Origin of the sequence: Microcoleus sp. D3_18a_C4 (genome assembly GCF_036702415.1) — a bacterium.
In the GTDB taxonomy this organism is placed as follows: Bacteria; Cyanobacteriota; Cyanobacteriia; order Cyanobacteriales; family Microcoleaceae; genus Microcoleus.
Map to the genome: position 1 here is coordinate 115862 of NZ_JAUBTI010000010.1, position 13211 is coordinate 129072.

General features: G+C 46.5%; 13 protein-coding genes. 5 read left to right on the plus strand and 8 right to left on the minus strand.

Annotated elements, in window-relative coordinates; translation table 11 throughout:
- Positions 1-14: 14 nt before the first annotated feature.
- Together QUB16_RS07970 and QUB16_RS07975 are read right to left on the minus strand one after the other, a co-directional pair.
- Positions 15-2480, minus strand: coding sequence for a CHAT domain-containing tetratricopeptide repeat protein (locus QUB16_RS07970; protein WP_333315333.1), 2466 nt, complete (start codon positions 2478-2480; stop codon positions 15-17).
- A 241-nt stretch (positions 2481-2721) separates the two neighbouring features.
- Positions 2722-3312, minus strand: a complete 591-nt coding sequence (locus QUB16_RS07975; RefSeq protein WP_333315334.1) for a hypothetical protein — start codon at positions 3310-3312, stop codon at positions 2722-2724.
- Positions 3313-3395: 83 nt separating this feature from the next.
- Here QUB16_RS07975 and QUB16_RS07980 point away from each other — a divergent pair, with 83 nt between their 5' ends.
- Positions 3396-4286 (plus strand): hypothetical protein, encoded by an 891-nt coding sequence (locus QUB16_RS07980; RefSeq protein WP_333315336.1) that lies wholly within the window; start codon positions 3396-3398, stop codon positions 4284-4286.
- Positions 4287-4519: 233 nt separating this feature from the next.
- On the opposite strand, the gene QUB16_RS07985 is transcribed toward QUB16_RS07980, so the two are convergent.
- Positions 4520-5002 (minus strand): hypothetical protein, encoded by a 483-nt coding sequence (locus QUB16_RS07985; protein WP_333315338.1) that lies wholly within the window; start codon positions 5000-5002, stop codon positions 4520-4522.
- A gap of 195 nt (positions 5003-5197) precedes the next feature.
- Here QUB16_RS07985 and QUB16_RS33535 point away from each other — a divergent pair, with 195 nt between their 5' ends.
- Positions 5198-5383: a ribbon-helix-helix domain-containing protein gene (locus QUB16_RS33535; RefSeq protein ID WP_333108588.1), complete on the plus strand. Its 186-nt coding sequence runs from the start codon at positions 5198-5200 to the stop codon at positions 5381-5383.
- Here the strand turns inward: QUB16_RS33535 and QUB16_RS07990 are convergent.
- Positions 5298-5576, minus strand: coding sequence for a hypothetical protein (locus QUB16_RS07990; protein ID WP_333315340.1), 279 nt, complete (start codon positions 5574-5576; stop codon positions 5298-5300). The genes QUB16_RS33535 and QUB16_RS07990 overlap by 86 nt on opposite strands.
- Positions 5577-5789: 213 nt before the next feature.
- On the opposite strand from QUB16_RS07990, the gene QUB16_RS07995 reads away from it, so the two are divergent.
- Positions 5790-5975 (plus strand): ribbon-helix-helix domain-containing protein, encoded by a 186-nt coding sequence (locus tag QUB16_RS07995; RefSeq protein ID WP_333315342.1) that lies wholly within the window; start codon positions 5790-5792, stop codon positions 5973-5975.
- 182 nt (positions 5976-6157) lie between these two features.
- Entirely contained in the window at positions 6158-6343 is a 186-nt protein-coding gene (locus tag QUB16_RS08000) for a ribbon-helix-helix domain-containing protein (protein ID WP_333315344.1), read from the plus strand.
- A gap of 313 nt (positions 6344-6656) precedes the next feature.
- Here the strand turns inward: QUB16_RS08000 and QUB16_RS08005 are convergent, their stop codons facing one another.
- A complete protein-coding gene (locus QUB16_RS08005; RefSeq protein ID WP_333315345.1) occupies positions 6657-8621 on the minus strand; it encodes a HAMP domain-containing sensor histidine kinase in 1965 nt (654 codons plus the stop codon).
- Between the two features lie 259 nt (positions 8622-8880).
- On the opposite strand from QUB16_RS08005, the gene QUB16_RS08010 reads away from it, so the two are divergent.
- On the plus strand, positions 8881-9042 hold the full coding sequence (locus QUB16_RS08010) for a hypothetical protein (protein ID WP_333315347.1): 162 nt from the start codon (positions 8881-8883) through the stop codon (positions 9040-9042).
- A 320-nt stretch (positions 9043-9362) separates the two neighbouring features.
- On the opposite strand, the gene QUB16_RS08015 is transcribed toward QUB16_RS08010, so the two are convergent.
- From QUB16_RS08015 to QUB16_RS08025, 3 genes are all read right to left on the minus strand, one after another.
- Positions 9363-11279 carry a HEAT repeat domain-containing protein gene (locus QUB16_RS08015; protein WP_333315349.1) on the minus strand — a complete coding sequence of 639 codons (1917 nt, stop codon included), beginning with the start codon at positions 11277-11279 and terminating at the stop codon, positions 9363-9365.
- Between the two features lie 243 nt (positions 11280-11522).
- Entirely contained in the window at positions 11523-11675 is a 153-nt protein-coding gene (locus QUB16_RS08020; protein WP_333315350.1) for a hypothetical protein, read from the minus strand.
- 122 nt (positions 11676-11797) lie between these two features.
- The gene (locus tag QUB16_RS08025; protein WP_333315353.1) at positions 11798-12970 is read right to left on the minus strand and encodes a family 10 glycosylhydrolase; all 1173 of its coding nucleotides are present in this window, start codon (positions 12968-12970) and stop codon (positions 11798-11800) included.
- Positions 12971-13211: the final 241 nt, after the last annotated feature.

Genomic DNA, 13211 nt, shown 5'->3' on the forward strand with positions numbered 1-13211 from the left:
CTGCCTGTTAGTAACTACCGCGCATCCCCAATTAAAATAAACGGCGACCAATAAAACGGATGCCGATCAATTTGACTCAACTTAGCTTGCCGCAATGCTTCATTTTTACTCATCCCTTTATTGATATTTTGATAAAATTCAACCATCAAATCTTTAGTAGCGGAATCATCAACACTCCACAAACTCGCCATCACCGCTTGTGCGCCCGCACGCTCAAATATATATGCAGCTCCCGATATTTCTTCACCGTTAGAATTAGCTTGCATAGCAGTTTGACACGCGCTTAAGGTGAGGAGTCTGGTGTTTTGCAATCCTAATAACGCAGCATCGCGAATATTGAATTGGCTGTCAGCAAATAGCAGTGTATTTTCCTCCATGCCCAATTGTTGACAGCCTCCCTGTTGGAAACAGCCGTGAGTTGCTAGGTGTAAAAAAGGAAAGCGGGGTGCTTGAGTTTTGAATTGATCGAGGGTGGCGGCATTGCCGATATAGGCGGAACTTCGCGGCAATAATTGAGCGATATTTCTAACTTCTTCTTCCGAACCGGATAAATTTTGCGGAGCACGGGGGATGGGATTTCCTAATGCTAAGACTCCGCCTTGTAAAGTCGAATTGGGAATTGACCTTGTGGAAATGCGGGTGAGATAGTTGACGGGATATTTCTGGATGAGGAATTCATCATTTTGTTCGTCATACAGGGTTTCAAAGGGGATGTAGCGCAGTTTTCCTGTGGCGATGATGCTCAATTGTTTGGCGGAAGTAGCTTTAATTTGGTCTTCGATCGGACGAATCAAGATGTCGTAGAGTTTGCTGCCTGTTATGGCGAAGTTAGTGTCGCCAGTATTTTGCAGTTGTTCGCGGTATTGAGTGAGGAGTTTGTAGAATTCTGTGGGGTCGATGGGGATTTTTTTAACACTTAAACTGTCTTTTGTCAAGACAAATAGGGCGATGGTATTGGCGACATTTCCGATATTTGTGAGCAAGACGGGTTGAATGACAACGGTATCGGGTGCGATACTTGCTTTCAGTTGGGCGATGTCTTTGGGTGTGGTTTCAAAGAGTTCGGCGACTTCTGGGAATTGGCGGGAGATTTCTTCTGCTTTGCGGTTGACTTCTGTGTCTAATTCCCGCATTTGTCGGGAGAGATTTTCTGAGAATTTGTCTTGGAGTTGGCGGCGGAGGTATTGGAGTTGTTGATTTTTTTGATTCCACTCGTCAATGGCTTTTTGTGCTTGGGGGTTGGCTACTTTGGCGTCAATTAAGCGGGTGTAGTCGGCGAGATCGGCTGTGGTGGCGATGTTGATCCATTGGAAAGCGCGATCGGCTTGGTTTTCCTCGATGAGAAGGGAGGTGAGGGCGATCGCTGTTGCTCCTTGAGATGCTAAAAACTTTTGCCTATTTTCTTGCTGTAAACTACTCCGCATTTCTAAAGTAATTTTGACGGATTGCTCCCAATTTTTGATCGCTTGAGTCGGTTGCCTCGTATCTCGGTACGCTGCACCAATATTACTCAAAATAGCAGCAACACCCGCGCGATTATTGACTTCCCGCGTAATTGGCCAAGCTTGGTTGAAGTATTTCAAAGCCTCTTGCGGCTGTCCGATGCTGTTGTAGACTACACCGATATTATTCAAAGTAGTAGCAACACTTGCGCGATCATTGACTTTATGCTTAATTAACAAAGCTTGGTTGAAGTATTTCAAAGCCTCTTGCGGCTGTCCGATGCTGTTGTAGACTAGACCGATATTACTCAAAGTAGTAGCAACACCTGCGTGATCTCCGACTGCTTGCATAATTGGCAAAGCTTGGTTGTAATATTTCAAACCCTTTTGCGACTGTCCGATGCTATCGTAGACTACACCGATACCATTCAAAATAGTAGCAACACCCACGCGATCATTGACTTCCCGCATAATTGGCAAAGCTTGGTTGTAGTATTTCAAAGCCTCTTCCGTCTGTCCGATACTGTTGTAGGCAGAACCAATATTATGCAAAGTAGCAGCTTCCCCGGCGCGATCATTGACTTCTCGCCGAATCGGTAAAGCTTGGTTGTAGTATTTCAATGCTTCTTGGGGTTGTCCGATACTGTTGTAGTTAAAACCAATATTATTCAAAGTAGCAGCTTCCCCGGCGCGATCATTGACTTCCTGCCTAATTGGCAAAACTTGGTTAAAGTATTTCAAAGCCTCTTGCGGCTGTCCGATACTGTTGTAGTTAAAACCAATGCTATTGAGTGCTACGGCTTCAAGTTCTCTCTCTTTAAATTGTCGCCCAATAGCTAGAACCTGCTGCCATGTTTCTATTGCCTGTAGCGGTTGTCCTCGCTGTTGCTGTTGCCTTGCTTGCCCTATAAGTCTCTGTACTTCTTGAACCTGTGGATTTTGACTTTGCGCCCAACTAGGTTGTACCATCACTGGCACAGTGAGAGGAGTCAGACACACACCCAAAACCAAAACACTGCTGATAAATCGTTTCATCATTTTTATACTTGACCCAATTCGATTAATAGGATAGGCATCAAACGCAGAATCTTTTAATCCTTGAAATCTTCTAATGGCTCGTCAAAACCGTCAGATATTTAAATGAAATCGCGATCGCAGCCAAACAGTGGCGGACAGAACTTACGCACTCAGACGAAAGAAACCGGGTTTTTTACCGAATCTGCAGGCTGCAACGAAATATTTTCCTAAAAAAAACCCGGTTTCTGGCCCCGCGACGGACTCAATACGGAGTTGCTGCAATTGTCATCGTCTTTTTCTGCACATCAAACTGCATTTCATCCACGAAAAATTGCCGATCTTTCGATACTCCCAAAATCCCCCGCAACTGCCCTCGACTCACGACAGGCGGCCCCAAATTCACAACAGCTTGACCTTTAACAGCATCTTTCAGCTCAAAAGCACTTATGGGAATGCCATTCCATTTGGCTTGAGTGCTAGTAGCTGGCGGGAGTGCGCCCCGAATAACTTGCTCCCCATTACTGCGATAAACCACCGCATTTTTGGAAAACACGATTTTATCAATTTGACCCAACGGGATCGATCGCTTTTCCTGTCCTAGCTGTATCCATAATTGTTGCACTTTCTCGTCAAGCTGCACAACTCGACCGTCTCTTTTTCCGCCCCCTTTCATCACAATTTCCGCTTGCGTCGGCAACGCTACGGGTATCGGCTGACTAGCGTTAGCCTGTGCTTGTACGGATGGCAAATTCTGTTTCTGGACTTCCTGACTGGCCGCATTAACTTGTGCAGCCATACCCGCTGTTACCGTAAAAAGTGCTACAACTAGAAAAGAAAGTGTTCTGCGTTTCATCGTCCCCTAGACCCCCTTCAAGGATAAGCGTTACCCGTGCTACTGTCCTAAAATTGTACTCCACATCCCTTGAAGGTGATTCCGTGACTGCTTCTCCCCAACCTACTCCCGAATCGAATATTTTAGGCAACTTTGCCAGTGTTGTTGGCTTACTCGGTGCCGCTTTGTTTTTCACCGGCTGGATTTATCGCTGGTCTTATTTTTACTGCTTTCAGCTAAATGTAATTACCCTCGATTTACCAGTAGAATCATTTTTCCTAGTACCGCTTCAGGTATTTTTAGGCGATGGCTGGACAATATTCAGAAGTGCGATCGCCCTTCTGCTGACAGCCCTCGCAATTTACCTCAGTTTGTGGATGCTTAATAGTATAAACAAGACAGTTGCTGCTAAAATTAATGGAACAATTACACGGTGGCTTTCCTCTACTTACGCCAGAAGATTCCCGTGGCTTTACCGCATCCTGAACTCTTGGCAACAATTTAATGTCAATAGATATAACTCGATCAAATTATTGCGATCGCTCCTTGACGAAATTATCATCGTCGGTTGGGTATTGCTAGTGTTGTTTTGGTCAGCATACCACCAAGGTATTGCCGATGCCCGACGCGATGCCGGGGAAAATTCCTCTTTACCCGCAGTTGCCTTAATCGGCAAACAAGACAACATTGCTTTAGGCAGAAAACTCGACGATCCAACACTCCGACTAGACCCCAAAGGATTTAAGGCGATCGGCGATGCAGGTTTATTTGCAGATTTGAGCAAAAGAGATTATACTGATATCAATAATCCCAAAGAACCTAGAGTTTGGCGGTTGCTTTTGGAGAGAGGGAACTGGATTTATCTGTTTCCAGCTTTAACAAAAGAACAGCAAAAAGACCCTAAAGCTCGCCCGCCAGTGATGGCTATTCAACAAAGTCAATCCGGCGATCAATTGTTAATTGTAAGTCCCGAAGCTTCTAAACCGTCTAAATAAATTTGGGGCGGGTTGATTGGATGCCAAAATAATCTCGATCCCCCCTAGCCCCCCTTAAGAAGGGGGGGACAAGAGCATTCAAAGTCAACCCCTACTCCCCTTCTTAAGGGGGATTTAGGGGGATCAAAACTCAACAACAAGTGAGAGATACAAAGTCAACCCCTACTCCCCTTCTTAAGGGGGATTTAGGGGGATCTGGATTTAGTACACCCTACGGGATTTGTGTTTATTGATTAAGCCCGATCGCACACAACTTCAAACACACCCCCTGGAATAAACCGACACAAAGCCCTCCGCCGATCGTCCGCATCTTGGCGGTTGACAAAACGCGCAATTGTATAGTGCTCAGCATTCGGTAAAATTCGGACGATCGCCCAAGAATTGCGATCGCCCCCCTTTGACTTTTCAGGTGTTTTCCCTCGCGAATTTGAGTTGAGTTCGATCGCAGGGCGATCGGCGATCGTCGGAGAATTTGCTTTTCTGAGAGTGTTGAGGTAGCGGGCGATCGTACTACCTTTGAGATTCGCCCCGACGCGCAGAATCAGAAACACCGCAAAGCTTTCGAGCTCTGGCCCAGTCATGCGCGCGCGATCGGCATCAAAGTCCTCATCAGAGTAGCTGCGGATACCCGACAGCAGTTGCGTGATGCCAAAGTCATCTAAAGCTTGTTGATAGCCGCGAGTATATTCGCTGCCGTCGCTTCCAGGCTGTACCATAGAAATTGTCTCCTTGCTTATTTAGGAGCCATCAGCCAGCGAAGAACTTTCCTAGGGCTCGCGCTGGCTTTTGACTTGTTCAGATTATAGCATGAATATAGCATACATATATGCTTTAAATGAGCTAAACTCGACAGGATGGTCTAGATACAGCACAATGACGATCGGCTTAAACTAAAAAATAATGAATCTTTTATGACCAAACGCTTAGCGACCTATTTAGCCGATGGAATCTATGACATCCTTGAAGAGTGGGCAAGTCAAGAACGCCGTTCAGTCAGCAGCTTGTCAGCATTCATTTTGGAGCAAGCAGCCAGAGAACGCCAAAAGGAAATGAAACAACAGCCCCAGCCATCGGATGACAAGCAGGAGAAGAGTTGAGTGCAGTTGGGGCGTGAGCTCTCTCAAACAAACTGAGGACTGAATTTATTGCTGATTCATGGGCGCGCGCGGCCTCAAAATCCTCATCAGAGTAGCTGCCGATACCCGACAGCAGTTGCGTGATGCCAAAATCATTCAAAGCTTGTTGGTAGCCACGGTTATATTCGCTGCCGTCGCTCACAGGCTTTACCATAGTAATAGTCTCCTTTTATTTGGACTGTCTCCTTGTATTTGGGGAACCATCAGCCAGCGCGGGCCCTGCAAAAGTTCAGCGCTGGCTTTTGACTCTCTAAGAACATACCACTTAAACGTTACATATGTGTGTCGAAAATGACGTGAACTCGACAAGATAGCGCAGATACAGCACAATGACGATTACCGTAGACAAGAAAATACTGAGCCTCTGATGACCAAACGCTTAACCACTTATTTGGCTGATGGAATCCATGACATCCTTGAAGAGTGGGCAAGTCAAGAACGCCGTTCAGTCAGCAGCTTGTCAGCATTCATTTTGGAGCAAGCAGCCAGAGAACGGCAAAAGGAAATGAAACAACAGCCCCAGCCATCGGATGACAAGCCGGAGAAGAGTTGAGTGCAGTTGGGGCGTGAGCTCTCTCAAACAAACTGAGGGCTGAAGTTTTTTATTGCTAATTCATGCGCGCGCGATCGGGCGCATAGTGCTGTGCAAAAGCAGCATTGTGCTGCATATTCGACAAAATTGTCTAAAATACTCGACAATGACGATCGGCTTAAATAAGAAACAATTACCCTCTAATGGCTAAACGTGTATCAACCTCCATAGCAGAAGGAATCTATGACCTACTTCAAGAGTGGGCAAATGAGGAACGCCGTTCAATCAGCGGCTTGTCAGCATTCATTTTGGAACAAGCTGTGAGGGAACGCCAAAAACAAATGCAAAAACAGTCCCCACCATCCGATGAGAAACAGGAGAAAAGTTGAGTGGACGCATCAAAGCCTTCATAACCGGGTTTTTTGCGGTTTTTGCCGGCTGTAACGAAGTATTTGGCAAAAAAACCCGGTTTCTGACCACCCCTGCGTCCAGAACTATATGAAATTTATCGGCATAGACTTAGGTTGGAGCTCAGCAGCAAGCGGCTTGTGCTGTTTGAATTGGCAAAATAACCAATTAGAATTAATAGAGTGCGATCGCCCCCACTGACAAGACTAAAACATTTCGACATCAAGCCAGAGGTTTGAAACATAAATTTTCGCCCCTCTGCCCACCCCCTACATCTCTCGCCCAAACATCACATCACCCGTTTCCCGCTGGTATCCGCACAGTGAAAATAGACCCTTTCCCCTCTTGGCTTTCTACCAAAATTTCCCCACCCATTATCTGACAGTAGTAGCGGCTAAGTGTCAGCCCCAATCCGGCGCCGTCGTAAGGTCGCGTTGTTGAACAGTCAGCTTGCACAAAAGCTTCAAACAATTTGTGCTGTTGTTCTTCCGACATTCCAATTCCGGTATCCTTAACAGATAAACAAATCCAATCCGACTCTTCAACATTTAGCAGGGGACAAGCGATCGCCCCAGAAGGAGTTTCATCGGCCACCATTGAATTGTCAATAGCCGATCGCCCTGCGGCATTCAATTTGCCACTTCCTGCAATGCGCCTGACACTCAGTTTCACCCTGCCGTTTTTGGTGAACTTCGCAGCATTACTAAGCAGATGTATCAAAACCTGGCGCACTTTTTTGAAATCTGCGTGCATTATGCCCACAGTTCGATCGCACTCAATCTCCAAAACATTGCCATTTTTCTCTATCAACGGTTTCGCGGCACTCGCAACATTATCAACCAGTGATTCGATGTCAAACTCCTGGATTTCGAGTTTCATACCTCCCGCTTCAATTTTTGACAAATCAAGGATATCGTTAATCAAAGATAGCAGATGCGCCCCTGCTTGTTCAATCTTCTGCAAGTCGGGTACAAACTCATCAAATCCCGCATCCTGGGCATCTTCTGAAAGTAGTTGACTGTAGCCGATAATCGCATTTAGAGGCGTCCGCAATTCGTGGCTCATAGTTGCTAAAAACTGGCTTTTAGCAGTGTTAGCGGCGACGGCGACTTCCTTAGCTTGTTCTAATTCTTTTGTATGTCCCGAAACCCGCTCGATTAGGTGATTGAGAGAGGCCGCCAGAGAGCCGATTTCGCCTTGTCCGGTGACGGGTGCTCGCAAGTCAAAATTAGACTCAGCGGCTACTTGTTCGGCCACCTGAGTGACGCTGATAACAGGTTGGGCGATCGCCCGACTCGTCCGGTAAGCCAGTATTCCAGCCACCACTACCGACAGCAGCATACTAATAATAATTATGGCTTTTTCCATTCCTTGGGCCTCTTCCATCACTTCACCGCCTTGGCCCTCTTGCTGCTGGGCAATATCCAGGATTTTGCTCAATTCTTCCAGGCTGCTGTTGAGCTGTTTTACACCTTCTCCGCTTTCGATTGCGAGCAATTTTCGGGCCGACTCTACGTCCCGAGGCGATAGTTGCGATTGCTGGATTTCCTGCACAGTTGACTTGAGAGTATCGGCGTAGGCTTCTAAACTTTTCGTGCAATCTTGCACTAAAAACTTGATAACTTCCGGTTTTGCTGCCAGCCAAGCGGGTTGGCTGTCGGCAAACTTTTCTATATGCAAACGCAGATTTTTTGCCTTAACAATACTCTTAACCAACTGCTCTTCTTGCTGTTTTAGCTTGACCGAATTATCTACAAAAGAATCTAGCTGTGAACCCTGCAATTGGGCCGCCAGGGTTGCCTCTTTAAAATTGCCGAGCAATTGCGCTTGTAGGTGAGCATCATTGAATTGCTTTAATCCTTGTCCTTGGTAGTAATCGGCAATCACCAGTCCGCTCAGCGAACCCAAAAACCCGATTCCTATTGCCAGCAAATACCCGTAGCCAATTTTTTGATGGATAGGCAAACCGCCAATTTTAGAGGGCAAACTTTTGCGGACTTTCAAGGATAATTTTTCTACCAAATTATGGGTAATTTTTTTTGTTTTTACGGTTTCTACAAAAGCCACTTCTTCCGAAATTAAAACTGGCATCTGTTTACCTAAGTTGGTATCTTTTGGATTAACCTTTCGCGTTTTCACGTTTGTTTTCGGCGGGTTAAATGGTTCTAATTCTGGATTCAATTCCCCCTGGTCTTCCCAAACGGCAACCGAGAAACTTGCTTCGTGTCCTGTTTTTTTTAGCAAGTTAATTTTTGACATATGCAACCCCTGTATTCTGTTAAAATCTATCACGATCTTAAGTTCTCCAAACGGAAAAGCTTGTCTATTTGACGGTAGACATCTGCGAAAAAGCATCTGAAACTCTGGTCGAGTCAGAGGAGAAACTTAAATTCGGTTGATGTCTAAGAGATAATTAGGCTGTTGATGAATGTTGCCAAATTACTTTTTCCACTCGTAAAAGTCTGCAGCAGGCAAAAAAATAAAACTTTATCCCCGCAGTGAATTATCCCCGCGTGGAATGTTACAGGCAGAAAATTCTCTCAGACCTGTTTTGCCTGTGATTCGCCCAAAGCTGATATTGTCTGTTGACAATGCACCCGATTCCTTCGCTTTGGACTTTGGCAGCCAGCAATGCGACGATTGCTTGACGGTTTTTGTTGAGCATCCGACAACTTCCTAGCACAGAATGTCACAAATGCAGCAGCCGATCGAACTTTTGCACCCTGGCGATCGACTTTTGGCATCGTTGCCCCGCAAAGACAAGTCTGAGGTGAAGTCTCGTTAGTTGAGTATAACTGTAGGTCTTGTGAAAAGAAACCCGGTTTCTGCGAGTCAATCGATTTTAGATTTTAGATTTTAGATTTTAGATTTTAGAATTGAAGCATGGACCCCACGGATAAATACGTTCGGCAAGTTTCATCGGATACAGGTTTTTTATTTCACCGGTCCTGAGTCTGCTTTCGGAATGAATCACGTGGCGGGTATCCTGAATGCTTTCGGTCAATTTTTGCCACTGGCGAGTTCTGCAGTTACGGTAGTCAATTCGATCGCCAGTGCTAGCTTACCGTCTCTACCCAAAGCTTCATCTGCCAAGTGTAGCATCCAGCGATTCGGCTTGGCTTGGGGTCTGGCGGCGAGCACCAACGCCCAAGCTTCCCGTTCTTTGCCACGACCCAACAGCGCCGCACAAACAGTCAAAGCTGTGACCGTTGAACGGCTGATCCCACTTTGGCAACAGATGAGCAAACTGCCTCCCTGCGACGACATTTTAAGGGCGAAATCAATAATTTTCATTACATCCTCAACGGTAGGCAAGATTTGATCCGGGTCGTCAACGGGGGTGTCGAGGTCGTTAAACTCCAGGCACATTCGGTTCGGGATTTGATGAAAATTTTTGGGTTCGGGCACACCCGGACTGCCGATCGAGATCAGGTATTTAATCTCGCGTCGCGCAGCGCGATCGACAATGTATTCGCTGGCTTCTACTTGCGAAGCAATCAGGATTTTCGGCAGTTTTTGATCCGATAAATCTGGGGAAACAGAGGGATCAAAATCAACTGTTTCTGCCTCAGTCCTGACATCCGCCAAGTATTGGGCAGCCAGCGCACGAACGTCAGCAAATTCGCGATTTAAAGCTGTTTCCAGAGCCAAAATAGCAGCCGTTGAGCCCATTTGACCGAGGGATTTAACAGCCTTTTGGCGCACTCCAGAATTTTCGTCCCCCAGCAGTCGCACCAAACCTGCCACAGCTTCCTCTGTCCCAATTTCGCCCAAAGCAGCAGCAACTCTCCACCGCACATAAGATTCGCTGTCGCCAATTGCGCTCGCCAGTCCCGCGACCACCATTTTTGGCAATTTCGCATCTCCCTCTGTATTGATGTTCCCAAGGGCAACCGCCGCCCTGCCGCGCACGAAAATATCTCGATCCGAGAGCGACCCGATTACGGCCACCACAGCCACCTCGCTGCTGATTTCCCCCAAGGCCGAAACGGCACTGCCGCGCACGTCTGAGTCGTCATGGTTGAGGGCTTGCACCAACCCCGCCACAGCCGTTTCCGTGCCGATTTGTCCCAAAGCCTCGGCAGCCCTCAAAGAAACTGCATAGGAGTCTGGATCGTCGTGAAGCAATTCTACTAAGCCGGGTACTGCCTCAGAATCGCCGATTTTCCCCAAAGCCGCCGCCGCCCTAGCGCGGACGATGTGATTTTCGTCTCTGAGGGCATTCAGCAGCCCGGGAACTACCTCAGAGACGCCGATTTTCCCGCAGTTGACGGCTGCCCGCCAGCGCACCTCGGAGTCTTGGTGTTTGAGGGCTTTCAGCAACGCGGGGACGGCTGTTTTCGGGTTAATTTTGCCCAAGGCCCAAACAGCCCAGGCGCGCACTCTGGACTCTGGGTGTTTGATGGCTTTGAGCAGTGCTACGGCGGCTGGTTTCGAGTTAATTTCTCCTAAAGCCCAAGCAGCCCAAGCTTGGATTTGGGAATCTTTGGATTCGAGCGATCGGGCTAATTCAATTACTGCTGCTTCGGAGCCGATTTTCCCGATCGCCCGAATCCCATCAAGGCGCACTGCACTTTCTTTGTGGTTCAATGCGGCCACCAGTATCGGAATTGCCATATCCGAACTTGTTAGGGCCAGCAGTTGAATTTTGAGCAGGGGCGAAGTGGGGATTTTGTCGATTAATTTTATTGTGGCTATTTGAAATTCTGGCTTTACCGTTCCTGCTAGCTTCGAGCCGAGTTTTAAATTTACTTTTAGAGCTAATTTTACTGCCCGCAAAGCCAGACTTTGCTGTTCTACTTGCGGCAATATAGTTGCCAAGGTGTGCATCCCTTGTTTTTGTTTCAAATATTTTTGATGGAATTGAGCATCGCTGAGTTCGGGTAGCTGTTGGATGAGGCTTGCTGCTGAGGTCACTGATTTATCCTAATATTTTGGCGAGCGGTTGAGATTGCTCTTTTAAACGGTCTGTATAAAAAAATATGGCGTCTACAAAACTCTACTTCTAAAAAAAAGCTTGCACCACTTCTAAAATATGTCTTATTCCACTGTTTTTGCAACTCCCCAATTATTAATTATGGGGTTTGTTTGGGCGATCGGCTTGACAATTAGTAGCGCTTGCTGCTTGGCATCGCTGGATTTTTAACTGGCCTAGCTCTGCTATACCATTTTATACTCACATCTTGCACCATTGTCCGCAACAGGCAAGATGCCTGTTCCACAAGAAAATTCACTCTTTGTGGAACAGGCGTCAGCAACAGGCTTTTCGGCCTGTTCCACAATAATAAAATCCACTCTTTGTGGAACAGGCATCTTGCCTGTTCATAAAAGCTTATTGAGAAAGGCTATATCATTTTATACCAACTTGGTTTGAAATAGCGATCGGCTCCGTTGAACCCAGCCAACCGGAAACAGCTTGATTGCGGGACAATCTCTCAACGAGCATAGGGCCCTTTTTTCAAAACCTTAGCCAAAGCGTTATCGTTATCTCGCAAACCTTCGTAAAAAAACATCACTTCTCCTTGAATCCCGCAAGATCGGTTGTAAGCAATTACTTGCAACAACAGTTCGGGAGTTATGCTATATTTACTGCCTCGATTAGTCAACAAAATACCGGGCGACACGCACTTTACTTGCTGCCCGCTAAGCTGTCCCGAAATCATTTTATCGACCAATTGTTTGTAAGCATTAAAATCGCGGCGATAAAACTGCGGGTGAAACAGATCGACCACATTTTTGTCAACCCAAGCTTTAGAATCTTGCAAATATTCCACCAGCCCCCAGTCATAAGGACTCGGCGACATCGATAGCAACAAATCAGGATTAATAGCTTTCACTTCTCGGTGTAAACGAGCTACAAACTCAGTAATAATATTAGCACGCCACTGCACCCAATGTTGCTCTTTACAATCCGACGGTGCTGCTTTACCGCACTCTTCTCGATAGCGTTTAACCGTTTTTTCGTCATAACCGCCTTCTACCGGGAACGCAATGCGATCGTCTCCTTGTACCCCGTTAACCGGATAATTATTAGCAACTTCCAGCATCAACCCCAGCACAAAGTCTTGCACTTCCAGGTCAAGAGAATTCATCCATTCAAAGTTATTTTTTTTAAGTAAATTGCCGCTGGCATCACGGCCGGTCCACTCAGGTTTTTTCGCCAGCAAATGACCGCCCTTGCGATTGTAAGAACTCACAAATCCGTATTCAAACCAAGGAATCACTTTTAAACCAACTCTCTTGGCCTCAACAATTAATTCTGCCAAGGGGTCGCGACCGCGATACCGCACGTCAATTTCCGCCCCAAATTGTTGCCACATAATTTGAGAAGGATAAGCCGTAAAACCCCCGTTCCACACTACAGGAAAAACGGTATTAAATCCCGTATCGGCGAGAAAGTCCATTGCATCAGCAATTCGCTGTTTTGAGGTGAGAACTTTGCAGTCAGTGCTGGGTATCCAAACGCCGCGAATTCCACCAGGATTGTCAGCCGGTAACGAACTTGGCAGCCCTGATGGATTTGGTGCAAAAAATCCAGTCGCCAACCGCTGTTGGAACGAAGAGACCAAACTGCGAATTGCAGATTGGAAAGGTGTGAAAAATCGCATTTATTTATTCTTTTTTTGTTGTAAGGTGCGGAGTACGCACGCTACGTTATTGATTTGTAGAACCCGATATTATTTATGGATAAGGTGCGCCGAAGAACACCCGATATTATTTATGAATAAGGTGCGGAGTACGCACCCTATATTGATTGATAGCACTCGATATTATTGGGAGCATCTCAGTTTTGTAAAAAGCATTTTTTTTATTGTAGTGCGAGCGTCCCCGCTCGCGTATTGTACAATA

Coding starts and splice junctions, on each gene's coding strand:
- QUB16_RS07970 (WP_333315333.1), bottom strand. CDS start 2,480: ATGATGAAACGATTTATCAGCAGTGTTTTGGTTTTGGGTGTGTGTCTG.
- QUB16_RS07990 (WP_333315340.1), bottom strand. CDS start 5,576: ATGGTAAAGCCTGTGAGCGACGGCAGCGAATATAACCGTGGCTACCAA.
- QUB16_RS07995 (WP_333315342.1), top strand. CDS start 5,790: ATGACCAAACGCTTAACCACTTATTTGGCTGATGGAATCCATGACATC.
- QUB16_RS07975 (WP_333315334.1), bottom strand. CDS start 3,312: ATGAAACGCAGAACACTTTCTTTTCTAGTTGTAGCACTTTTTACGGTA.
- QUB16_RS08020 (WP_333315350.1), bottom strand. CDS start 11,675: ATGCCTGTTCCACAAAGAGTGGATTTTATTATTGTGGAACAGGCCGAA.
- QUB16_RS07985 (WP_333315338.1), bottom strand. CDS start 5,002: ATGGTACAGCCTGGAAGCGACGGCAGCGAATATACTCGCGGCTATCAA.
- QUB16_RS08005 (WP_333315345.1), bottom strand. CDS start 8,621: ATGTCAAAAATTAACTTGCTAAAAAAAACAGGACACGAAGCAAGTTTC.
- QUB16_RS08000 (WP_333315344.1), top strand. CDS start 6,158: ATGGCTAAACGTGTATCAACCTCCATAGCAGAAGGAATCTATGACCTA.
- QUB16_RS33535 (WP_333108588.1), top strand. CDS start 5,198: ATGACCAAACGCTTAGCGACCTATTTAGCCGATGGAATCTATGACATC.
- QUB16_RS08025 (WP_333315353.1), bottom strand. CDS start 12,970: ATGCGATTTTTCACACCTTTCCAATCTGCAATTCGCAGTTTGGTCTCT.
- QUB16_RS08010 (WP_333315347.1), top strand. CDS start 8,881: ATGTTACAGGCAGAAAATTCTCTCAGACCTGTTTTGCCTGTGATTCGC.